We start from the raw sequence: 23,008 nt of genomic DNA on the forward strand, positions 1-23,008 counted from the left end.
ACATCTGGTGTCACACGGGCCGGCGATTCCGACGAGGAGCCTACCGTCGAGGCCATGACATCCTCCCCCGTTCCCGTCCTCGATCTCGCCCGCCTGGATGCCGGGGACGACGCCGCCGAGGGATTTCGTAACGACCTTCGTCGCGCCACACACGAGGTCGGGTTCTTCTCACTCGTCGGCCACGGCATCCCGGCCGATCTCCAAGAGCGACTCCTGCAGACATCCCGTGCGTTCTTCGCGCTGCCCGAAGACGCGAAACTCGAGATCGAAAACCTGCGCTCGCCCCATTTCCACGGGTACGCGCGACTGGGCGGGGAGCTGACGAAAGGGCGCGTGGACTGGCGCGAGCAGATCGACATCGGCCCGGGGCGCATCGCGCCGGAGCGTCACCCGCAGGACCCCGCCTACCTGGCACTCGAAGGCCCCAACCAGTGGCCGAGCGCTCTGCCGCAGCTACGCGAGGTCGTCGAAGAGTGGACCCAGGTCCTCACCGTCATCGCACGGCGTCTTCTGACCGCCTGGGCCGAGTCGCTCGGGTCGGATCCGGCGCGACTGCTCGACCTGTTCGAGGATGCCGCGACCTGGTTGAAGATCGTGCGCTACCCCGGCGTTCCCGACACCGCGCCCTCCCGACAGGGCGTGGGCAGCCACAAGGACCCCGGAATGCTCACCCTGCTGTGGATCGAGCCCGGCGCCGCGGGGTTGCAGGTCGAGTACGAGGGCGCCTGGCACGACATCCCGCCCGTCGACGGAGCCCTGATCGTCAATATCGGCGAACTGCTCGAGTGGGCAACCGACGGCTACCTGCGGGCGACGGTGCATCGCGTGATCGCCCCCGAGCAGGGCAGCGAGCGCATCTCGGTGCCGTTCTTCTTCAACCCGGCGCTGGCCGCGCAGGTGCCGCCACTGGAGATCGCCCCCGAGTATCGGGCGCGAGCACGGGGGATCGAGCAGGTCAGCGACAACGTGATCCGCGGCACATACGGCGAGAACCTGCTGAAGTCCCGCGTGCGAGCACACCCGGATGTCGCCGCCATCCACCATCCTGAACTCCTCACGGCCGGCACGTGAGTGCGCGGCGCGGGCTTCGCCGTCATGTGACGTCATGAACTCGCATCGGCGGGCAGATCCCGGCAGAGTGTCCGTCATGTCCTTGACGTGTCGTTGTTGTCGCTAGCGCTCACGCGCCCCCTTCGACGACCCCGACCACTGCGCGCACTCCGGCGTGCTGACTTCCAAGGACCCCCTGTGCGCTATGCCGCCTCGGTTGCCGATCTCATCGGCAACACCCCTCTCGTTCGTCTCCACTCCGTCACCGCCGGCCTGCACGCGACCGTCCTCGCCAAGGTCGAGTACCTCAACCCGGGCGGGTCGGCGAAAGACCGTATCGCCGTGCGCATGATCGATGCCGCCGAAGAGGCGGGGCTCCTGCGCCCTGGCGGCACGATCATCGAACCCACCAGCGGCAACACGGGCATCGGCCTGGCACTCGTCGCCCAACAGCGCGGGTATCGCATGATCTTCGTCGTGCCCGACAAATTCGCGGGCGAGAAGATGGCGGTGCTGCGCGCCTACGGCGCCGAGGTGGTCGAGGTGCCGGCATCCGTGCCGCCCGAGCATCCCGATTCCTACTACTCGGTTGCCGACCGTCTCTCCCGCGAGATCCCGGGGGCGTTCACCCCGAACCAGTTCGCCAATCCCGCGGCTCCCCGTAGCCACTTCGAGACGACGGGTCCCGAGATCTGGGCCGATACCGACGGGCGGGTCACCCACTTCGTCGCCGGGATCGGCACGGGCGGGACGATCAGCGGCGCGGGGCGGTTCCTGAAGGAGGCGTCGCGGGGCGGCATTCGGGTGATCGGAGCCGACCCCGAAGGCTCGATCTATTCCGGCGGGCCGGTTCACGGATACCTCATCGAAGGTGTCGGCGAAGACTTCTTCCCCTCTAACTTCGACCCCGGGGTCGTTGACGACTACGTCCGCGTCTCGGATGCCGACGCCTTCGCGATGACCCGGCGTCTGGCCCGCGAGGAGGGACTTCTCGTCGGCGGATCCAGCGGGATGGCGGTTGCTGCGGCCTTGGAGGCCGCACGGGACCTGCCGGCCGAGGCTGTCGTCGTCGTCCTGCTCCCGGATAGCGGGCGCGGCTACCTGACCAAGATCTTCGATGACCAGTGGCTCGGGGCCCACATGTCACCTACCGATCTCGACACGATTGTGAGCGTCTGATGACCAGCTCCACCACCCACGGATTCGATAGCCGCGCCGTCCACGCGGGACAACACCCGGATGCCACCACCGGCGCGGTCATCCCGCCCGTGCACTTCTCGTCAACCTATGTGCAGGACGGGATCGGGAACCTGCGCGAAGGATACGAGTACGGCCGGAGCGGCAACCCCACTCGGACCGCCCTGGAGCGCCAACTGGCCGCCATCGAGGGAGCGGAGTTCGGTCTGTCTTTCGCCTCGGGTCTGGCGGCCGAAGATGCGCTGCTGCGCGCACTGTTGGCCCCCGGCGACGAGGTGCTCATCGGGAATGACGCGTACGGCGGGAGCTACCGTCTCATCGCGCGGCTGCTCGGCCCCTGGGGCGTGCGTGTCCGGGTCGCCGATCTTTCCGACCCGGCCGCCGTCGCGGCAGCCCTTCAGCAGAGCACACCGCGGCTTGTCTGGGTCGAGACTCCCAGCAACCCGCTGCTGCGCATCACCGACATCGCGGCCCTTTCTCGCGCAGCCCACGAAGCCGGGGCGCTCCTCGTCGTCGACAACACGTTCGCCAGTCCGGCGCTGCAACAGCCGATCGCGCTCGGCGCGGATGTCGTCGTGCATTCTGCGACCAAGTACCTCGGCGGGCACTCGGATGTCGTGGGCGGAGCGCTCGTGACATCCAGCGCCGCGATCTATGAGAAGGCGAAGTTCCTCCAGTTCGCCGCGGGGGCGGTCTCCGGGCCGCTGGATGCGTGGCTCACGACCCGCGGTATCAAGACGCTCGGCATCCGGATGCAGCGCCACAGCGAGAACGCGGGCCGTATCGCGCAGTTCCTCGATGAGGACGCGCGCGTGGCGACCGTGTACTACCCGGGACTGGCCCATCACCCCGGGCACGCGATCGCCACCGCCCAGATGTCGGGCTTCGGTGGGATCGTCTCCCTCGAGGTGGGATCGAGTCGGCACGCACGACACGTGGCCGAATCGACGCGACTGTTCACGCTCGCCGAGTCGCTCGGCGGCGTCGAGTCGCTCGTGAACTACCCAGACGAAATGACGCATGCGTCGGTGCGGGGCACGGAGTTGGCCGTGCCCGATACGATCGTGCGTCTGTCGGTCGGCATCGAATCCATCGACGATCTGCTCGAGGACCTCGACCGCGCCCTGGGCTGACGGCGCCCGACTCGGGACAGCCGCGCGGCGATAGAGTTGGCCGTGGATGCGCACCGTATCCGACGAGAGGCCGAACGCGATGCTGTACCGAGACCAGACCACCGTCCATACCTGGGTGGCCGACTTCCTCGTGAGCGAGACGGGTGCCGCTCCCGACATCTCTGTCGTGGACCAGTACTTCACCGAAGGCCCCGACTCAGGCCTCGTGGTGGTGCAGTTGCGCACGGCATCGACGGTGACCTCGATCGTGCCGACGTCCGAAGGTGGCACCGCGACCTGGCGAGTGCAGTTCGAGCCGCGCGACGAGACGATTTCTCTCGACGGCGATCAGATCGCGAGCCTCGCAGCTGATCTGACGACACTCTCACGGCTCTGTCGCTATCTGCAGGCGCGAACCGACGCGACCGACTGAGGGTGTCGTCGCCGCGCGACCACTCGCCAAGACAGCGTCAGATGGCGTCGTCTGCTGTGGCCAGCCGGTCGAGCGCCCGTGCAAGCCGATCGATCACCTCGGCGGCGATCTCGGCGTCACTGTCAGAGAGTTCGTCGATGATCTGGACGACGGCTGCATCGCGTGCCCCGTATGCGTCCTGGACGTGGCGAACCGCCTCATCTGTGGGGCGCAGGTAGTGGGCTCGACGATCAGTCGGATGCCTTTCGCGGATCAGGTATCCGCGCGAGACGAGCCGCTCGACGACATTCGTCACCGTGGCACTCGAGGTGTCGAGCATGGTGATGAGGTCTTTCGGGCTGAGGTTTCGGCCGTCTCGGTGCCCCTGGACGAGATAACGCAGCGCGGAGAGATCGATGCTGGAAAGCTGCGATGCCCGAACCGCGCGATCCGCCTGCACTCGTTCACTGCGTCGCAGGCGAAGGATCGCCTGGCTCAGTCTTTGCCCGGCTTCCGAGAGAGGTTGAGCGGCGTAGAGGTGCTCCGCCTCGTGTCGTACGACTGTCCTCGGCATTGATTCCCCCTCCACTGATCGGGCCTCGACGACGGCGTGGGTGAGCTCCGCTGGTGGCGCAGACGATCGTTGATCGATTCGCCCGCCGTCGTTGCAGGACCAGCATACCTGACAGATGCTGTGCCTCCCGATCGATTGCACAATGTCTGTATTACATACTCTGTGAACTTGACATCTGTTTTGATATCTGGATAGCTAGTCCCACACGTATTGGAGGCAGTGATGAACGACCGACGCAACGCCGTACGCCCGATCACCGAACCCCTTCCGGAGACCGAACCGCTCCCCGTGATCTGGGAGCGTCGCGACGCTCGACCCGTGCGTGCCGCAGCTCGTGAAACCGGATTGGGTCTCGTCCCCGAGGTGCGACCCATCGGTCTCGGAGGGCTCGCTGACATGCTCGCCGTCCGGCGCCACAACCGTCGCCTGAGCGCCCGCCGCGCCCAGGCCGCCTGATCCCCCGCCCAGTCGCAGATACATCTGACCTCACGAAGGAGAACGCATCATGCTGTGGACCATTCTCGGACTCATCATCGTCGGCCTCATCGCCGGCCTCATCGCGCGCGCCGTCATCCCCGGCAAGCAGAGCATGGGAATCCTGATGACGATCGTGCTCGGAGTCGTCGGCTCGTTCGTCGGCGGCTTCTTGGGCTACGTGATCTTCGGAGCCGACCCGAGCGGGGGCTTCTTCCAGGCGTCCGGCCTCCTCGGATCGATCATCGGCGCGATCATCGTTCTCGGCCTCTACGTGCTGGCCAATCGCAAGTCGGTCACTCGGTAATCCACCCGGCGACGACGGGCGGGACTGCGTAGGCGGTCTCGCCCGTCGTCGCCGTCACCAACCGATCGAGAGAGAGAAGTCAGACGCTCTGCTGCTGCCGGGAAGCGGCTCAGCACCGCCTCGCGTCACCCTTGCGCGTTCGCCGCAGAAAGGAGCTGCTCGAGCTGCTCCCGGCTCGCCGCTCCGCCGCCGAATGACAGCGTTCGCTCGATGGGAATACTCGCCATCATGCGGGCCATGTCGGTGCCCATGGCGTCACCCTCCGGCAGGTCCGGCATCGGCATCGCCTGCGCGATGAGGGAGGCGGCGACAGGGTTGGACATGACTTCCCCCATCGTCGATTCGAGCGTGAGCGGGAAGACAACCGGGTCCCCCTCCAGCGACACCTCGACCGATGCCCTCATGTCCCGGCTGGAAGACCCGAGCGAGAAGACGTAGCGCCCACGTTCAAGGACAAACTGATCGAGTCGGATGTCCCAATACTCAAGATCGCGACGGTCGACGACGATGTCGACCGCGCGCGACTCCCCCGGCCGAAGTTCGACGCTTGCGAAACCGGCGAGCGCGCAGGGCACGCGCACTTGGTCGGATTCGGGTACCGACACATACGCCTGGACCACCTCTCGGCCGGAACGCTCGCCGGTGTTCGTGACCTGCACCGTGACGATCACCCCATCGCCGTGCGCACGTGCGGACGCGGTGCCGTACTCGAACGTCGTGTACGACAGACCGTGGCCGAAGGGGTATGCCACTTCCAGATCGCGCGCGTCGTACCAGCGGTATCCAACATGGAGGCCCTCGCTGTACCGCACATGGCGGTGCTCGCCCGGGAAGTCGAGGTATGCGGGGGTGTCGTGGATACGGAGAGGGACTGTTTCGGTGAGCTTGCCCGAAGGCGAGGCCTTGCCGAACAGGACGTCCGCAATAGCTCCGCCGCCTGCCTGACCGAGAAGGTTGCCGTCGAGGATCGCGGGTGCGTGTGCAGTCACCTCGCGCAGATCGAGCACGCCGCCGTGCGAGAGCACCACGATCACGCGTGACTGCACTTCGGCAACGGCCCGCAGAACGTCGACTTGCTCGGCGGGGAGATCGATGTGGTCGCGGTCGAAGCCCTCCGACTCTTGACGGGCGTCGAGACCGAGGAAGAGGACGGCGACGTCGGCGGCCGCGGCCGCCTCCACCGCTGCGGCGACCAGCTCCGGCTGAGCCCCGGCACCATCGACGGTGAATCCCTGGGCGAATGTCACATCGACACCCGGCGCCGCGGCGCGGATCTCTTCGAGGGGCACGTCGACGCGCGTCGGATTCACATGGGAGCTCCCCCCACCCTGGTATCGAGGGGATTGCGCGAAGTCACCGATGACGGCGATCGAGCCTGACGCAGCGAGGGGCAGCAGACTGGCCTCGTTCTTCAACAGGACGATCGACCGGATCGCCGCCTCCCGCGCGAGGGCGTGATGCTCATCCGGGTCGTACGTCGCGCCCGCGCGGTGCGCAGACGCGCCGCGGCGAGCGAGTGCTTCGACGCGACGCGCTGCGCGGTCAACGACGGTGCGGTCAAGAACGCCTGCCTCCACAGCCTCGACAACGGCGGTATCGGACACTCCCCCATCGAACGGCATCTGCAGATCGAGTCCGGCGGCAACGGATGCGACGCGGTCGCGCACCGCCCCCCAGTCCGATACCACGACGCCGTCGTACCCCCATTCGTCACGGAGCACCCGCGTCAGCAGGAAGGGATCCTCTGACACCTGGACGCCGTTGACACGGTTGTACGAACACATCACCGTCCACGGCGCCGCGTCTTCGACGACACGACGGAACCCGCGCAGATACACCTCACGCAACGGGCGAGGGTCGATGTCGGAGCTGACGCGCATGCGATCGTGTTCCTGATTGTTCAGCGCGTAGTGCTTCAGTGATGCGCCTACCCCACGGCTCTGCACGCCGCGGACCCAGGCAGTCCCCAGGATGCCGGAGAGGTGCGGGTCCTCCGAGAGGTACTCGAAGTTACGACCACCCAGCGGCGAACGCTTGATGTTGATTCCGGGACCGAGGAGCACATGCACTTCCTCTGCTTGGCACTCTTCACCAAGCGCCTCGCCGACCCGGTGGACGAGTTCCGGATCCCAACTCTGACCGAGCCCGGCCAACGGGGGGAAACACGTGGCCGCCACGCTCGCGCCGATGCCGAGATGGTCGGCCGAGCCCGTCTGCTTGCGCAGGCCGTGGGGACCGTCGGTCACATAGATCGCCGGGATGTCGCGGACAGCCTTCGTGGTCCAGAAGCTACCGCCGGACCCGAGGCTCGCGGCTTCATTGAGGTCAAGAGATTCGGATGACATGATCTCTTCCTTTCGTTTTCGGGTCTACTGCTGAGTCTCAGCCTCGAGGATGCGGGCACGACGCGCGTCGAGCTCGGTCTCCAGAGCGAGGCGGTCGCGCTTGAACGGCTTGTACAGCAGCGTCAGGAAGAGCGCGTTGACGATCATCATCCCGCACACGAGCCAGAGCAGGACCGCTTTGAGGCCGACGCTGTCGGCGAGAAAGCCTGCGGTGAGCGTCCAGATCGCGAAGCCTGCGGATTCGATGACAGAGACGAAGATCGCGAAGGCCGCGGCACGCAGTTCGGGCGGAACGACCGCCATCACGAGGGGACGGTTCACTCCCGGGTTGAGGCCGACGGTGGCACCGACGATCCCGAACAACACCAGGTAGGGGGTGATCCCACCGTAGGCGACCTGTGTGGCGAAGTAGGCGACGACAGCGAACAGCACCTGAGCGCCCTGGAGCATGGCGACGCGCCCGTAGTTCACGCTCAGTTTGTTGAGGCTGTCGGACAGGAATCCGCCGACGACGGTGCCGGCAAGGTAGCCGATACCGAACGGTGCCATTGCGATCGCGGCGACGGCGACATCGAATCCGTACTCGTTCACGAGCAGCACGACCGCGAATGTCGCGAGCAGGAGATGCGTGGACAGGAGTCGGCTGCCGAGGAGAACGAGATAGCTGGGAATCGTCGCCAACGACCGGACCTTCGCCCAGGTGATCTTCGACGCCGCGTCACGCTCAGCCTGCGAGAAGGTCTTCAGCTGCGCCTCGCCGCCGCCGGTTCCGGGATCCTTGTAGAACGCAAGGATCAAGATCCCGAAGAGGACGTTGATCGCCCCGAAGGCGTAGAACCCATAGCGCCACCCGTCCTCGATGTTCGCGAGGCTCCCGATGAGCGGCGCCATGAGGCTGCCCACGGCGGCGGTCCCGCCATAGACCCAGCCGACCACACGACCGCGCTTTCTGTCTTCGAACGAGTCCCCGATGACTTCGGGCACGATCGCGTGCGCCGCTGCTGTTCCAGCGGCCATGATCCCGTAGAGGATGAGCAGCTGGGTGAAGTCTTGTGCGAGCCCGGCGGCAACCGCCCAGATGCCCCAGAATCCCGTCGCGATCGCCAAGATGGCCTTGCGGCCGAACTTCTTCGCGAAGTAGACCCAGGTCGGTCCTGCGACGACCCCGACGATGCGGCCGACCGCGGCAAGGACGCCGAGCGCGCTGGTTGCAAGACCGAGAGCGGCAGCGATGACGGGGAAGAGCGTCGTCGCCATCGAGCCCTCGCCACCGTCGGCAACCATGGAGCCACCGAGGATGACGAGGTTCGTCTTGCGTCGGGGGACGCCGCCTTTCTTGTCGAGGTCGCCGTGCCGAATCGCGGCGGTCACGGTCGGCGCCGCGAGTGGAGCATCCGGGGCGTCGGGCGCCGCGGTGGTGGGATCGGTGGTCATGTCAGGTCACTCCTTTGTGAGATGAGACGCGGGACAGTCCCGCGGGGTGATACTTCGTCGGGATCAGGTCATTCGACGCGCTGCGGCTCATCGGCTGCTGCAGCGGTGAGGAGTTGCGCAAGGCCGGCGAGGACGGGGCGCGGGAGAAGGCCAACCATCATCGAAGCGATCTGCAACAGACTCAGCCCGCCGATCATCTGGGCCATGGGGCCGCCCGCGAGCATGGGAGCGCGCTCGATGAGAACTCCGCGCGTGCGCTGGTCGGACAGGAGGTTGCCGAGCGGCTGGTCGAGTATGGCCCCGTCGGGACCGAAATCCTCGGCGCGAGCCGCCGGAGCGAGCGACATCTGCAGCATCTGCCACTGCGCGTCAACGAGCAGATGCTCCGCCGTCAGCGGACCTGTCGGCGGGAGCCCGAGTCGGACGAACTGCTCGAGTGGCGCATCGGCATCGAGCATCGCGTCGCGCAGAGCCGTCGCGAGCCGAGATTCGAGCTCGGAGTCCCGCAATGGCGCGGCCTGATCTGGATCGGTCTCGAGATCGAACAACTGCGTACCGAACGCGTAGGGGCTCACCCAGGCGTGCGCCGGGGTCTTCAGCACCTTCAGCCCCTTTGTGAATGGAAGGGGGTCCACCAGCTCGGCAGCTGCGAGCATCTGCTGTGGGAAGAACCCGGTCATCACCGTCGGCATGAGTGTGTGCTCCGACAGCGGCTGGTTCTGAGGAGTCGCCGACGCCCGCATGTAGACATACCGACCGTCGGTGATGCACACGTGGCCACCGAAGACGCCGAACAAGCCGTACTCGCGCACGGGGGTGTCGTCGGCCACGACCGGCGCCAACGATGCGCCCTGCATCTCATCGGTCGGTGACATCCCGAAGAAGTCGAGCAGCGTCGGCCCGAAATCGATCGTCTGCACGAGCGCGCCGCGTCGCTCCCCCGAGACCGGCGTGCGCGGGTCCCAGACGAAGAGCGGATTGTGGATGGTCTCGTCGTACCAGGGCTGCACGTTCTTTCCCCACCAGCCGTGCTCCCCGAGCATGAATCCATGGTCGGTGCAGACAATGAGCATCGTGTCGTCCCATAGATCGTGCGTGTCCATCAGGTCCAGCACGCGTCCGAGCGATTCGTCGCACATCGTGAGCAGTGCAGCGTACTCTGCACGCGCGTGCTCGACGGCCTGCGGTGTCTCGGTGACTTTCGCGTAGTCAGGCCAGTCGAAGTGCGGTCCGTCGTACTCTGCGGCCGCGTAGTGGGCCTTGTACTCCGCGTAGCTGAAGAACGGCTCGTGCGGATCGAAGGTCTCGATCTGGACGAACCACGAGTCCTCATCCTTGTTCGTCTCGATGAACTCGACACCCGCGTCGAAGGTCAGCGTCTGAGGGTGGTCGGCCTTGTTCTTCAGGTAGCCGCGATTCACCCAGTCCTGCCGCCAGAGCTTGGGCTTGACGTCGGCGGTCATGCCGACTGCATCCGGGATCTCAGGATCGGCAACCTGCCCCTTCCACGCATCACCTTCCTGCCCGCGGAAGAACTCGTAGGTCGAGAACCGGTTGTGGTAAGTCGCCCCGCCGTCCTCCCAGTAATGCTGATGGTCGGTGGAGAGGTGTGTGTGTACACCTGCCGCGGTGAGCATCGCCGGAACGGAGTCATCGAAGGGCTCCAGCGGTCCCCACGAACGATGAAGGAAGTTGTACCGTCCGGTGTGCAGCTCGCGGCGCGCGGGCATGCAGGGCATGGATCCGCCGTAGCAGTTGTCGAACGTGACGGTACGCTCGGCAAGACGTGCGAAGTTCGGTGCGTGCACCCACGTGCCGCCGTAGTTCGGCAGCATCTTGCGGTTCAGGCTGTCGAACATGACCATGATCGCCCTCACGCGGTGGCCTCCTCACTGGTGGCGTTGGCATCCGACTCCGCGAGATCGGCGATCAGCTGCGACCGCACGTCCTCGAGCCATGCGAGCCACTGGTCCACAGCGGCTGATCCGTAGCGGTGCATCAGCTCGCCGTAGCGTCCATAGCGCTCGGCCTCGAATCCGATAACGGGCTCGACACCGACGATCCCCCGCTTGCGTACGCGGCTTCGAGCGACTTGCTCGCGACGATAGGCCAACTCGGTATCCACGATCCGCAGCGCTGCCTCCGGGTCAAGCGAGACCGCGAAAATGAATCGGGTGTTGAAATCGGCGTCTTGGAATCGACTTGTCGGCGCGTAGGGCGACCGGACCCACTCGATCAGCACCTGACGGCCAACCTCGGTGATTCGATACACCTTCGCGTCGGGCTTGCCCTCGCGAGGGTCAACGTCGAATTCGACAAGCCCGTTCTTCACCATGCGCGCCAACTCGCGATAGATCTGGCTGTGGTGTGTGTTGGACCTGATGAACTGGCCCTCGGTGTCGAACCACTTCATCAGCTCGTAGCCGTGGAACGGCTTGGTCGACAGGACACCGAGCAGGACGTTCTCGAACTTCATCGCTGTCTCTCGCTCTCCATTGAGTATGTGCACGCGCACATATGTAACAAGTTTTATATGCGTAGCGCACGCAGTCTGTCAAGCGATGGCCTGAATTCGCGCACGGCGGACGTCGCCTGGACAGGCAGCAGAGAGCTCCGTCAGCGCCGGCGTGCAGCGCCCTCGCGGGCGGCGAGCGGCGAGGCTCGCGTCCCTATCGGCGAGTGACGACGACAGCCGTGATGTCGTCGCGGTCGACAGTCTGGTCGGCGCCCGCGCAGAGCACGTCGAGAATGTGCTCTGCCGGTGTCTCACGGCCCACGAGGCGTGAAAGCTCGGCCTCGATGTTCTCGATCTTGTCGTCCCAGAGATCGAGGAGACCGTCACTGAGGAGGATGAGGGTGTCACCGGACTCGATTCGAGTGGTGATGTCGTGCCAGGCCTCCGAGATGCCGAGCGGCGGGTCGGTCGAGGCGAGTCGTTCGACCGACCCGCCTGCGCGTCGGGTCACGAAGATGAGACCGTGCCCGGCATCGACGAGTGAGAGCTCACCGGTCGCGAAGTTGATCGTGCAGTGGGCGAGGGTGACGAATGCTTCGGCGCGGGTGAAGTCTTCTTGGACGAGATCGGCGGTGCGTGCCAGGGCCGTGGCGGGGCTCTCTTCGTCAGCTTGGAGGCGCAGCGCGGTGCGCGTGGACGCGGCGAGCATGCCGGAGCCGACACCCTTACCCATGACGTCTCCGAGAGTGATCACACCATGACGGCCACTCACCCGCACGTCATAGAAGTCACCACCGACTTGACGTGCCGGGATGGACCGGGCGCTGAAGGCCCAATGGGGCACATCGGGGAGCGTGAGCGGCGCGAGCGCGCGCTGGACTTGCGCGGCACGCTCGAGTTCTTCGAGTTGGGCCTTACGAGCTTCGAGAACCTCGGTGATGTCGAGGAACTGCATGGCGTAGATGCGGTTTCCACCGTGACTGCCGAGGTAGCTCAGACTGACATCGAGGCTGCGGCCGTTGTTCGAATCCAGCCGAAGCCGACTGTTCGGGGTATCGGCTGCGTCCGCAGCGGTGGCCAGTTCGCTCAGAGCTTCGGGGCTGAAGTTCTTGGTGAGTGAGGTACCGACGGTGGTGTCGGTGAGGATGCCCGCTGCGGAACCGTTCGTGCGGACGATGGAGCACAGGTCGTCGTTGCTCCGCTCGAGGATAAGCATGCCGGCAACGGAGGTGTCGAAATTTCGGCGGAAGATCTCCTCGCTCTCGCGGAGCATATGGGTCATGCTGCGCTCTCGTCGCACCGAGAGCGAGAGTGTGAGAAGAACGATGACCATAGAAACTTCGAAGATCTGGAGGACCAGGCTTCCCGCTCCCGCGCCGAGTCGCTCAAACGAAAACGGCCCATAGCCGGTCGCGCTCCCCCACGACGCGATCACCGCCGTTGCGAGCATCTCGATGATCAGAGTTCGTGTCGAGAGTCGAACCGCCGCCCACACGAGCGGCGCGAATGGCAGGAACGCGAGCGGCAGGTCGGGGTTTGTGACGAAGACGTAGAGGGCGGTTGCAGCGGTGAGCGCGATCTGGATTGTCGCTTCCCACCACAACGTGGCAGAACGTCGACGCCGCATCGCCATATACAGCGGGGTGATCAGGAGCACACCTGCTGCATGTTTTGCTGCGCCGGTCTCGAGGCGCTCGAGCGCTGCCGCAGGGCCTTCGGCGATGAGATCTACAAGGCTTGCGAGGACGGCGAATGTGACTGCCGATGCGGCCGCGGCGATCAAGAGCCGCCCGAGATCGGGCATCTTCTCGAGCCTTGGGATGTGCGGGGAACGCCCTCGAAGAATGATCACCCCGACACTCATCTCGATACCGACGACGACGGCGAGGGCGAGTGCGACAACGACCGGCCGACCGGCGTACAGCGCCAGGGGGAGAGTGGTCGCGGCGACCAATGGAGCCAGAATCCACAATCGTGCTTTCGGAAACTGAATGCCGAGACCAATTGCGATCCCGGCGGCCGGCCACCACGCGGATGATGCGAGCGCTGTCGGTCGCGTCGCGAGCGACATAAAACCGATGAGGCCGATGAGGCCGAACGAGAGCGCGACGATACCGGCGCGCACCTGCCAGGGGGAGTCGCGCCGTTCGTCATCCGTCACGAATTCGGTCATACGCCCACTATCCCACTCGGTGAAGTGCTGCGATATGCGCTAACGCTGCACGGTCCTTGCTCGCAGCTGAGGTCGGCACCAAAACAGAGCGCATTCAGCGCATGCTCGGTCACGCATCTGCCGGTCAGAGTCCCGTATTGCGGGGTACGGGACGGCTCAGCAGGCGCGTTCGCGGACGCGCGGGCGACGTCGAGCTTCGCACTTCCTGCACACCGAAAGATTCCAGCAGATGATCGAACTCGGTCAGTGCAGGTGGATCGCACCGTTCGAGCGTGCGGGCGCTGAGACGCAGCAGGGTCGCTCCAATCGGAGTCGACGACGTGGATCTTCGGCGCCGCGATGCTCGTCGACGGACGCCGCGGACTGAACCGAAACCACCTGATTCAACCCAGCCCCGGAACCTTGGAAATACGCGGGAAAATCGGATGTGTCTTGTCTCAGGACATCGGTGACAGTTCGGGGTCAAGACATGGGTGACGGTTCCGGTGTGTTTGGTGGTGACACTTCTCGGTTCTATCTGTGAGGGATGAGCGCCGTTGAGCCTGTTGATCCTCGTGTCCGTCTCGTGATCGCGCAATGGCCGCCGGACGCGCCGCGTGGTTCGGTGACGACGTTCTGCGCCGAGCACGGAGTCTCGAGGAAGACGTTCTACGAGATCCGAAGACGGGCGCTCGTTGACGGGCAAGCCGCCGCGTTGGAGCCGCGGAGCCGGCGCCCGAGGTCCAGTCCGAACCGGCTCACTGACGAAGTGAAGCAGCAGGCGATCGGTGTCCGATCGGCGCTCGAGTCCTCCGGGCTGGATCATGGCCCGATCAGCGTGCATGAGAAGTCGCGCTCGCTCGGGATGGATGCGCCGTCGGTGGCGTCGCTGGCAAGGATCTTCCGTGATGCTGGGGTTGCCCGGACGGAGCCGCGGAAGAAACCGCGGGCATCGTTCCGGCGGTTCGTGTATCCGGCGCCGAACGCGTGCTGGCAGCTCGACGCGACCGAGTACGTCCTCGCCGGCGGCCGGAAGTGTGTGATCTTCCAGCTCATCGATGACCACTCCCGCTACGCCGTCGCTTCCCATGTGGCGTGGGGTGAGACGTCAAAGGACGCGATCGCCGTTGTGAAGAAAGGGATCGCCGCGCACGGCGTTCCGCAACGACTGCTCTCCGACAACGGGCTGGCGCTCAACCCATCCCGTCGCGGGATCCTTGGGCAACTTGTCGCGCACGTCACAGCACTGGGTGTGGAGCCGATCACAGGGAAACCGGGCAAGCCGACCACGCAGGGCAAGAACGAACGCTTCCACCAGACCTTGTTCCGATATCTCGACAAGCAGCCCCTCGCCGGAAGCCTCGTCGAACTGCAGGAACAGGTCGACGCATTCGACCAGATCTACAACGTCAACCGTCCGCATCAAGCCTTGCCCGGTCGCGCTACCCCGCAAGCCGTGTGGGATGCGACGCCGACGGCCGAGCCACCCCGGCCGCTGCCTGCCGAGCAGCGATACGCGATCCCCAAGACAGGGCTCATCCCGCCACCGCAAGGCCGGGCCGTCAACGGAATCCGCGTCGCGACAGTCCATCTCAACGGCACGATCAAGGCCCGCGGAATCTGGTTCAACATCAGCCACACCCGCCGAGGGCAAGACGTCCTGGTCACCTACGAACGCGAAGGGATCATGATCTTCGACCTCGACGGCACGCTAATCATCGAACACCCTTGGCCGGCACCCGGCGTGAAGTACGTCGGCAACGGCAAACCCCGTGGACCCCGCAAACAGCTCTGAGAGTGTCACCGATGTCCTGACACACCAACTGTCGCCGATGTCCTGATGCAGAACTGTCACCGATGTCCTGAGACATCACACGGAAAAATCGGCGGAGACGGAGGGATTTGAACCCTCGGTCCCCGTGAGGGGACTCCACCTTAGCAGGGTGGTGCACTAGGCCTGACTATGCGACGTCTCCAGGCATCCGCCGCCGAAACAGCCGAATGCGCTCGTCAATACTAACCGCTCGTGTCCGCGGCGCCGAACGCGAGGCGGAACCCTCAGCCCAGGTTTCCGACGGAACAGGTCGTCTGCGCGGCGGTCGACCCTGTGATCGCAGAGGGGAGCGTGACGACGACCTCTTCCTCGGCCGGCTCGGCAGTCGCAGATGCGGTCGGATCCGGAGTCGCCGTTTCGGCGGGGGTCACCGGCTCTTCCGTCGCGACCTCGACGACGGAGTCGTTTGCGCCGACATCGCCGGTGAGCTCGAGCGCTGCGTTCTCCTCAAGAGCGGCGAACAGCGCGTCTGCGGCGGTGTAGTTCGGTACGACCTTGTTCGGGTCATCGGGGTCGGTGTACGTCGGGTACTGCACGAAGACGATGTCCTCGAACGGCACCTCTTTGACCGCCAGCGCGATCTGCACGAGCGTCATGGGGTTCGTGAGGCTCGAGCTCTTCGTGATGTTGTCAACGGCGGTCGTCGCGAGGCGGTAGAGCGTCGGGAGATCGGAGAGCACGCCCTCGCTGACGAGCTTCTTCGTGAGGCTCGACATGTACTGCTGCTGGTTGCTGATGCGGCCGAGGTCACTCCCGTCGCCGACACCATATCGAGTGCGTAAGAAGGCGAGCGCCTCGGCCCCGGACACGGTGGACCACCCATCAGGCAGGTACAACCCAGCGTTCGGATCGCTGATGCCTCCCTCGACACACACGTCAACGCCGCCGATCGCATCGGTCACGTTGATGACGCCACCCCAGGTAATCTTCGCCGCGAACGGGATGCTGACGCCGGTGAGCTGCGAAATCGTCTTGACAACACACGCCAAACCGCCGCCATCACTGCCGCCGCCATAGTAGAACGCCGAGTTCAGCGGCTGCTTGCTTGCGGCATACGACATCGTCCCGTCGCCCTGGTCGCAGGACGGAATCGGGAGCATGAGGTCTCGCGGGAACGATACGACCGTGACCCGGCGAGGCTCATCCGATATGTGGACAAGCATGTTCACATCATTGAGTTCGCCACCTGCGTCGGAACCGGAACAACGCGCACCGAAGAGCCACGACCACTCTTCCTCGCAGGCGTCAGTGCCCGCGACGAAGAGGTTGACGCCACCCTCGATGGCGCCGATGTCCGGCGGAACTTCGATCTCTTCCTCAAGCTCGACGACGTTCTCGGTCGCGTAGGTCGAGACGAGATCGTAGGCCGCGTAGGCCGCAACTCCGGTGGTCGAAACCAGCAGCACGGCCGCGACGATGCCGACGGCCTTCAGCAGGACGGAGATGGGATGCGGAGACTTCAGGGCACCATGGCGCGCCACGGTGCGGCGGCCGGATGTCTTCTTGCTCACTGGTGTCCCTCTCGCGACGACTACCCCCACGCACCCTTCGGGCAGGTCCGCGAACGGAGCCATACTGCGGAGGGTGTGGGATTCGAACCCACGGGACATTGCTGCCCACTGGTTTTCAAGACCAGGTCCATCGGCCGCTCGGACAACCCTCCCGACGGATGCCGCGAGCGACATCCACCGAATCGGTGTCCAGCCTAACCGACCAGACCTGCTCTCATTCTCGCCATACGAGCATGGGAACCCGCTGAACGACAGGCGTCAGAGTGTGCGCAAGACCGCAGCCACACCGCCGTCGTGAACGGAAGCTGTGCTCTCGTTCGCGGCCTCGTGCACCTCGCGCGGCCCCTGACCCATCGCGATCGCGCGCCCACCATTGCGGCTGGCCCACTCCATCATCCCGATGTCATTGCGACCGTCACCGATGACGAGCACGTCGTGGGGTGCGATCCCGAGCCACTCGCGCACGAGTTCCAGTGCGGTCGATTTGTCCACACCCGGAGGCGCGATATCGAGCCATGCGGTCCAGCCGATCGCATACGAGACCTCGTTGAGGCCGACGCGCGAGACCAGGTCGACGAAGTCCTGTTCGTGGTGCTCGGGTGAGACCACCACGACGCGGCACACCGGCTCATGGGCCAGGTCATCAATGTGCACCCGTCGGGCCCCGAACATGTTCCAGTCGTGCAGTTCCTCGGTGAACAGCCGCTGCCCGTCACCGAGCTCGACCATGTACTTCGCGTCCGGGAGGTGTTCACGCAGCAGCCCGAGAACCTCGGTCGCATCGAAGGTCTCGGTGTGCACCTGCTCGTAGCGCGCCTCATCGGCATCGACGAGCTTCATGATCACGCTGCCATTGGCGCACACGATGTAGTCGGGCGAGATCCCCAGGATCCGCACGACACCGCGCGTGCTCGACCAGCTGCGGCCGGTCGCGAGCATGACCTCGTGGCCCGCGCGCTGCGCGTGCGCGACGGCCTCGACAACACCCGGGCTCAGCGACTCGTCCTCGAGCAGCACCGTGCCGTCGACGTCGAGCGCGATCAGCAGACGCGGTGTGTGCTGGATGTCAGCCTCGGCCTCTTCCGCCAGCTCCTCGACCATCGCCGCCGCGACGCGCTCGTCGATGACCTCGATCTCCCCGGTCGGGGGCAGCGGCGATTCGGTCACGCGATGGGCTCCAGCACCGCGAGCCCGCCCAGGTAGGGCCGCAGCACCTCCGGTACCGTCACCGACCCGTCGGCGTTCTGATGGGTCTCGAGGATGGCGACGATCCAGCGGGTGGTCGCCAGCGTGCCGTTGAGCGTCGCCACGTGCTGGGTCTTGCCGGTGGCGACGCGGTGGCGGATGTCGAGGCGACGGGCCTGGTAGGTCGTGCAGTTGCTCGTGCTGGTGAGCTCGCGGTAGGCCCCCTGGGTCGGGACCCAGGCCTCGACGTCGTACTTGCGCGCGGCGCTGGATCCGAGGTCGCCGGCGGCGACGTCGATCACGCGGTAGGACAGCCCGAGATCCTGCAGCATGCCCTCCTGCATCTCCACGAGGCGGAGGTGCTCGGCTTCGGCATCGTCGATCGTGGTGTAGACGAACATCTCGAGCTTGTTGAACTGGTGCACGCGGATTATGCCGCGGGTGTCCTTGCCGTAGGAGCCGGCCTCGCGGCGATAGCAGGTCGACCAGCCCGCGTAGCGCTTCGCGCCGGCCTCCATGTCGAGGATCTCGTCCATGTGGTATCCGGCGAGCGGCACTTCGCTGGTCCCGACCAGGTAGAGGTCATCGGCCTCGAGGCGGTAGATCTCGTCGGCGTGCTCGCCGAGGAATCCGGTGCCGCGCATCACCTCGGGACGCACGAGCGTCGGGGGAATCATCGGGATGAAGCCGGCCGACACGGCGCGCTGCAGTGCGAGGTTCATGATCGCCATCTCCAGCAGCGCGCCGACGCCCTTGAGGAAGTAGAACCGGCTGCCCGAGACCTTGGTGCCGCGCTCCATGTCGATCGCGCCGAGCAGCTCGCCGATCTCGAGGTGGTCGCGCGGCGCGAAGTCGAACGTGGGGACCTCGCCGTGCGTACGCAGCGTGACGAATTTGTCTTCGCCGCCGGCCGGCACGCCATCGATCACGACGTTCTCGATCCGGGAGAGCGCGGCATCCGCGGCCTCCTCGGCGACGCTGACGCGCTGCTGGGCCTGCTTGACCTGGTCGCTGAGCTCCTTGGCAGCCGCGACGAGGGCGGGCTTGTCTTCCTTGGGTGCTCTTGCGACCAACTTGCCGTGCGCATTCTGCGCCGCACGCAGCTCTTCGAACGCCGTGATGGCGGCCCGGCGCTCCCGGTCGGCCCCGAGGGCGGCATCCACGGTCTCGGCGGAGTGTCCGCGGGCCGCCTGCGAGCGCTTGACCAGCTCGGGATTGTCACGAAGAAGCGCGGGATCGATCACCCGACAAGTCTCGCACAGGGGTCCGGCCGTACTTTCGGGCGTGATCGGGCCGTTATCGTGTGTTCCATGCCGCCTTCCCCTGACGCCGCGAAGCGGGCGGCGCTCGTCTACAACCCGATCAAGGTCGACGAGAAATCGTTGCGCGCCCTGGTCGAGAAGGAGTCCGCCGCCGCGGGATGGGGCGCACCGCACTTCTTCGAGACCACCGTGGACGACAGCGGCCAGGGCGTCACTGGCGAGGCCGTGGCCGCAGGGGCAGCCGCTGTGCTCGTCGCCGGCGGAGACGGCACAGTGCGCGCAGTGGCCGAGGCATTGACCGGTACCTCTGTGCCCCTGACCATCGTGCCCTCCGGCACGGGCAATCTCCTCGCACGAAATCTCTCGCTCCCGTTGTCGGGGCCGGCCCCCATGGTGCGCGCGACGTTCGAGGGAGACCACCACCACATCGATGTCGGCATCGCCGGGCTCCAGCGTGCAGATGGCACCCGCGAAGAGCACGCTTTCGTGGTGATGGGCGGCATGGGCATGGATGCCGCGATGATCGCGAACACCAACAGCGACCTGAAGAAGCGGCTCGGATGGATCGCCTATGTCGACGGCGCCGCCCGCTCACTCCTGACCAACAAGCCGTTCCGCATCATCTACCAAGTCGCCGGCCAGAAGCTTCGCACGGCCCGCGTCCAGAGCGTGCTGTTCGCCAACTGCGGCTCGCTGCCGGCAGGCCTCACGCTCATCCCCGAGGCTTCTCTCGCCGACGGCCAGCTGGATGTCGCGGTGGTCCAACCCAAGGGCTTGTTCGGCTGGGTCCTCGTGTGGCGACGCGTCGCCTGGCTGAACTCGGCGCTGCGGCGGATCCTCCCCGCCCGTGAAGTGCACGCGCTGCGGACCCAGGACACGTCGATCCTCTACTCGCGAGGAACCAGCGTCGACATCTCGCCAGAGGCGGCGCAGCCCGTGCAACTCGACGGTGACGAGTTCGGCGAGGCGGTGGCCATCCACTGCCGGGTCGAGAAGGACGCGCTGGTCATCGCGGTTCCGCCCGGGCATGACGTGAGTCAGGTCTGAGCAGGAGCGTGTCGCCCCCGAAGCGGAGGTCCGCTCGCCCGCTCACGTGGAATGTCTGGGGCCCTCTTTAGCATCGAAGCATGCCCACGATCGAGCGACTCGGATTCAGCGATGCTGATGCCGCGGCGCTCAACGAGATCGTCTCGGACATCGAACGGGTGCAGCGGGAGATCGCCGCGCTCGAAGTGCGACGCACCCGCCTCTATGCCCGCGCCGGTGGCCTCGCACAGAAGCAGTCTCAAGGGCGATCGGCGAAGGTGGCTGCGCACGACATGGCCTTGCGTGGAATCGCCGCCGAGCTCGCCGGCGCGACCCGAACCAGCGACCGGTCGATGCAACGCCAGATCGACGACGCGCGCGAGCTGGTCGAGCACTACCCCGTCACCGTGTCTGCCTGGGAGCGGGGCGAGATCACCCGCGGTCACGTGCGCGTCATCGTCGATGCAGGAGCCGCGCTACCGACCGAGGCGCGCGGTGAGTTCGAGACGGATGCCGTCGAGATGTGCCTTGATGACACACCCGGGCGGGTGAAGGCGGGCGTCGCGCTCCTCGCCGAGCGACTCCATCCCCGCACACTCGCCCAGCGGCATCAGGACGCGCGCCACACCCGCACGGTCCAGGTCTTCCCGCTGGGCGATGGCATGTCCGAGCTGCGGACCATTCAGCCAACGGTCGTCGCCGAGGGTATCTACGACCGGCTCACGCACATGGGTCGCTCGATCGTCGATGCGCGCGGGTCGAGGACACCGTCCGGTGCAGAGAACAGCGGGTCTGGCGTGGGTCCGCTCGCTGGTGGGGCCGTGACGCGCGTGACCGAAGATGACGCCGCAGCGGATGACCCGACAGCGGATTCGACGGCGGCCGATGTTACGGCGAGCGACACCCGCACGATGGATCAGATCCGGGCAGATGTGCTCGCACAGCTGCTGCTCGCGGCCGATCCGCTCGTCGACACCTTCGTGCCGGGCGACGGTCGCGGGGCGCTCGGCGCGATCCGCGCGAAAGTGCAGGTCGTGGTCCCTGCGCTGACGCTCCTCGAACGCGACGAGGGCCCGTCGGACCTCGTCGGGCGCTCGCCGATCGACCCCGCCACCGCCCGTGCGCTCGCCGGCACCAGCGGTCGGTGGTGGGAGCGACTGGTCACGCACCCCGTCACCGGCCAGGTGCTGCATACCGACAGCTATGAACGCACCGCCGACATCGATCGGTATCTTCGCGGACGAGATCAGCACTGCAGATTCCCCGGATGCCGCGTCGCGGCCATCCGCTGCGAGGTTGATCACACCCATGACTTCGCGCTCGGCGGAAGAACCGCGGTCGCGAACTTGAGCCACCTCTGCCAAAGGCATCATTCGATGAAGCAGTTCACTGCGTGGCGGGTGAGACAGCTCGAGCACGGTGTCCTGGAGTGGACATCACCGCTCGGCCGAATCTACGTCGACGAACCCCCGACCCTCGGGGTGCACTTCGCTCCGCTCGCGGAGGATCTCGCCGCGGCGCCCTTCTGAGCAGCGCCGCCGGGGAAAAGGGAATAGCAGCGCGCCCGATCCGATTGGGTTCAACGATGAGCGCTCCGACCACTCCCGCCCTATCCGTGCTCGATCTCGTGCCGGTACGCACGGGCCAGACGAGCGCGCACGCAGTAGCCGCCTCGATGACGCTTGTCGCAGATGCGGAGCGCCTCGGCTATCGGCGCTATTGGTTCGCCGAACACCACAACATGCCGGCCGTGGCGTCCACCGCTCCGCCCGTCCTGATCGCTGCGGCGGCCGCGCGCACAGCGCACATCCGTCTCGGTTCGGGCGGCGTCATGCTCCCCAACCACTCCCCGCTCGTCGTCGCCGAGCAGTTCGCGGCCCTCGAAGCGATCGCGCCCGGACGCATCGATCTCGGACTCGGCCGCGCTCCGGGCAGCGATCCGGTGATCACCCGAGTTCTCCGCCAGTCGGGCACCACGAGCGAAGTCGAGCGATTCCCCGAGCACATCCAGGACATCCTCGCCTACGCCTCGCCCGAGGGAGCGACGGTGCGGTTCACGTCCGGTGGCGAATACGCCATCCACGCGACTCCCGCAGCCGCCGCCGCCCCCGAGGTCTGGCTGCTCGGCTCCAGCGACTACTCCGCCCAGCTGGCCGCCTCGCTCGGCCTCCCCTACGTCTTCGCGAACCACTTCTCCGGCGATGGGCTCGAGCGCGCGATGTCGCTGTACCGCTCGCACTTCCAGCCGCAGATCGAAGGGGACAGTCCGCGAACGTTCCTCACCGCGAATGTCGTCGTGGCCGAATCCACGGAAGAGGCGTACGCCAGGGCCCTCCCACAGGTGCGGATGATGGCGCGGCTCCGCGGGAATCGCCCGCTCACCGCGCTGGAGACCGTCGAGCAGGCCGCATCCGCCGAGCTCGTGGATTCCCTCGGCGCACCGATGCTCACCTGGGCGCGCACCCGCTGGTTCATCGGCACCGCATCCGATGTCGCCGCTCGCCTGACCGACTTCGCCCGGCGGTGGGAGGTCGACGAGGTGATGATCTCGCCGGTCGCGGCTGCGCGCGAGGGCGAGCCGATGGATGCCTCACCCGGCCGCACGGAAACACTGGAACTCCTCGCACGCCACATGTCGTGACTCACAATCCATCTTACTAGATATATATTGCTCAATA

19 protein-coding genes and 2 tRNA genes are annotated in these 23,008 nt (G+C 66.0%); 10 read left to right on the forward strand and 11 right to left on the reverse strand.

The window, feature by feature from the left end; genetic code table 11:
- The first annotated feature begins 54 nt into the window (after positions 1 to 54).
- The 4 genes from ABD206_RS09075 (at position 55) to ABD206_RS09090 (ending at position 3,792) form a co-directional block, all read left to right on the forward strand.
- Positions 55 to 1,071: an isopenicillin N synthase family dioxygenase gene (locus ABD206_RS09075; protein WP_344071720.1), complete on the forward strand. Its 1,017-nt coding sequence runs from the start codon at positions 55 to 57 to the stop codon at positions 1,069 to 1,071.
- A 177-nt stretch (positions 1,072 to 1,248) separates the two neighbouring features.
- Entirely contained in the window at positions 1,249 to 2,229 is a 981-nt protein-coding gene (locus ABD206_RS09080; RefSeq protein WP_344071722.1) for a PLP-dependent cysteine synthase family protein, read from the forward strand.
- A complete protein-coding gene (locus ABD206_RS09085; RefSeq protein WP_344071724.1) occupies positions 2,229 to 3,380 on the forward strand; it encodes a cystathionine gamma-synthase in 1,152 nt (383 codons plus the stop codon). Before ABD206_RS09080 ends, ABD206_RS09085 begins: the two co-directional genes overlap by 1 nt.
- Positions 3,381 to 3,426: 46 nt before the next feature.
- Entirely contained in the window at positions 3,427 to 3,792 is a 366-nt protein-coding gene (locus ABD206_RS09090) for a protein-L-isoaspartate carboxylmethyltransferase (protein ID WP_344071726.1), read from the forward strand.
- Positions 3,793 to 3,829: 37 nt separating this feature from the next.
- Here ABD206_RS09090 and ABD206_RS09095 read toward each other — a convergent pair whose 3' ends face one another.
- Positions 3,830 to 4,345, reverse strand: coding sequence for a MarR family winged helix-turn-helix transcriptional regulator (locus tag ABD206_RS09095; protein ID WP_344071728.1), 516 nt, complete (start codon positions 4,343 to 4,345; stop codon positions 3,830 to 3,832).
- 222 nt (positions 4,346 to 4,567) lie between these two features.
- On the opposite strand from ABD206_RS09095, the gene ABD206_RS09100 reads away from it, so the two are divergent.
- Entirely contained in the window at positions 4,568 to 4,801 is a 234-nt protein-coding gene (locus ABD206_RS09100) for a hypothetical protein (protein ID WP_344071730.1), read from the forward strand.
- A 49-nt stretch (positions 4,802 to 4,850) separates the two neighbouring features.
- Positions 4,851 to 5,126, forward strand: coding sequence for a GlsB/YeaQ/YmgE family stress response membrane protein (locus ABD206_RS09105; RefSeq protein ID WP_344071732.1), 276 nt, complete (start codon positions 4,851 to 4,853; stop codon positions 5,124 to 5,126).
- Positions 5,127 to 5,251: 125 nt separating this feature from the next.
- Here the strand turns inward: ABD206_RS09105 and ABD206_RS09110 are convergent, their stop codons facing one another.
- The 5 genes from ABD206_RS09110 to ABD206_RS09130 all read right to left on the reverse strand — a co-directional run bounded on the left by ABD206_RS09110 (position 5,252) and on the right by ABD206_RS09130 (position 13,533).
- Positions 5,252 to 7,471, reverse strand: coding sequence for a glycoside hydrolase family 3 C-terminal domain-containing protein (locus ABD206_RS09110; protein WP_344071734.1), 2,220 nt, complete (start codon positions 7,469 to 7,471; stop codon positions 5,252 to 5,254).
- A gap of 24 nt (positions 7,472 to 7,495) precedes the next feature.
- On the reverse strand, positions 7,496 to 8,905 hold the full coding sequence (locus ABD206_RS09115) for an MFS transporter (protein WP_344071736.1): 1,410 nt from the start codon (positions 8,903 to 8,905) through the stop codon (positions 7,496 to 7,498).
- Between the two features lie 68 nt (positions 8,906 to 8,973).
- On the reverse strand, positions 8,974 to 10,782 hold the full coding sequence (locus ABD206_RS09120; protein ID WP_344071738.1) for a sulfatase: 1,809 nt from the start codon (positions 10,780 to 10,782) through the stop codon (positions 8,974 to 8,976).
- Positions 10,779 to 11,381 carry a PadR family transcriptional regulator gene (locus ABD206_RS09125; RefSeq protein WP_344071740.1) on the reverse strand — a complete coding sequence of 201 codons (603 nt, stop codon included), beginning with the start codon at positions 11,379 to 11,381 and terminating at the stop codon, positions 10,779 to 10,781. Before ABD206_RS09125 ends, ABD206_RS09120 begins: the two co-directional genes overlap by 4 nt.
- A gap of 193 nt (positions 11,382 to 11,574) precedes the next feature.
- Positions 11,575 to 13,533 (reverse strand): SpoIIE family protein phosphatase, encoded by a 1,959-nt coding sequence (locus ABD206_RS09130; RefSeq protein WP_344071742.1) that lies wholly within the window; start codon positions 13,531 to 13,533, stop codon positions 11,575 to 11,577.
- A 526-nt stretch (positions 13,534 to 14,059) separates the two neighbouring features.
- Between ABD206_RS09130 and ABD206_RS09135 the strand changes: the two genes are divergently transcribed.
- Complete coding sequence (locus tag ABD206_RS09135) at positions 14,060 to 15,307, forward strand: integrase core domain-containing protein (RefSeq protein WP_425561186.1); 1,248 nt, start codon at positions 14,060 to 14,062, stop codon at positions 15,305 to 15,307.
- 92 nt (positions 15,308 to 15,399) lie between these two features.
- Here the strand turns inward: ABD206_RS09135 and ABD206_RS09140 are convergent.
- From ABD206_RS09140 to serS, 5 genes are all read right to left on the reverse strand, one after another.
- Positions 15,400 to 15,488 (reverse strand) — tRNA-Ser (locus ABD206_RS09140).
- 82 nt (positions 15,489 to 15,570) lie between these two features.
- Positions 15,571 to 16,857, reverse strand: coding sequence for an LCP family protein (locus ABD206_RS09145; RefSeq protein WP_344071744.1), 1,287 nt, complete (start codon positions 16,855 to 16,857; stop codon positions 15,571 to 15,573).
- Between the two features lie 67 nt (positions 16,858 to 16,924).
- Positions 16,925 to 17,009: transfer RNA gene (locus tag ABD206_RS09150), tRNA-Ser, on the reverse strand.
- Between the two features lie 106 nt (positions 17,010 to 17,115).
- A complete protein-coding gene (locus ABD206_RS09155; RefSeq protein WP_425561187.1) occupies positions 17,116 to 18,024 on the reverse strand; it encodes an HAD family hydrolase in 909 nt (302 codons plus the stop codon).
- Positions 18,021 to 19,286, reverse strand: a complete 1,266-nt coding sequence (gene serS, locus ABD206_RS09160; RefSeq protein ID WP_344071746.1) for a serine--tRNA ligase — start codon at positions 19,284 to 19,286, stop codon at positions 18,021 to 18,023. Before serS ends, ABD206_RS09155 begins: the two co-directional genes overlap by 4 nt.
- A 66-nt stretch (positions 19,287 to 19,352) precedes the next feature.
- Between serS and ABD206_RS09165 the strand changes: the two genes are divergently transcribed.
- The 3 genes from ABD206_RS09165 to ABD206_RS09175 all read left to right on the forward strand — a co-directional run bounded on the left by ABD206_RS09165 (position 19,353) and on the right by ABD206_RS09175 (position 22,971).
- A complete protein-coding gene (locus tag ABD206_RS09165; protein ID WP_344071748.1) occupies positions 19,353 to 20,351 on the forward strand; it encodes a diacylglycerol/lipid kinase family protein in 999 nt (332 codons plus the stop codon).
- Between the two features lie 80 nt (positions 20,352 to 20,431).
- Positions 20,432 to 21,859: an HNH endonuclease signature motif containing protein gene (locus tag ABD206_RS09170; protein WP_344071750.1), complete on the forward strand. Its 1,428-nt coding sequence runs from the start codon at positions 20,432 to 20,434 to the stop codon at positions 21,857 to 21,859.
- A gap of 56 nt (positions 21,860 to 21,915) precedes the next feature.
- Positions 21,916 to 22,971: an LLM class flavin-dependent oxidoreductase gene (locus ABD206_RS09175; RefSeq protein WP_344071752.1), complete on the forward strand. Its 1,056-nt coding sequence runs from the start codon at positions 21,916 to 21,918 to the stop codon at positions 22,969 to 22,971.
- Positions 22,972 to 23,008 lie beyond the last annotated feature (37 nt).

It is taken from the genome of Microbacterium sediminicola (genome assembly GCF_039531125.1).
Lineage (GTDB): Bacteria > Actinomycetota > Actinomycetes > Actinomycetales > Microbacteriaceae > Microbacterium > Microbacterium sediminicola.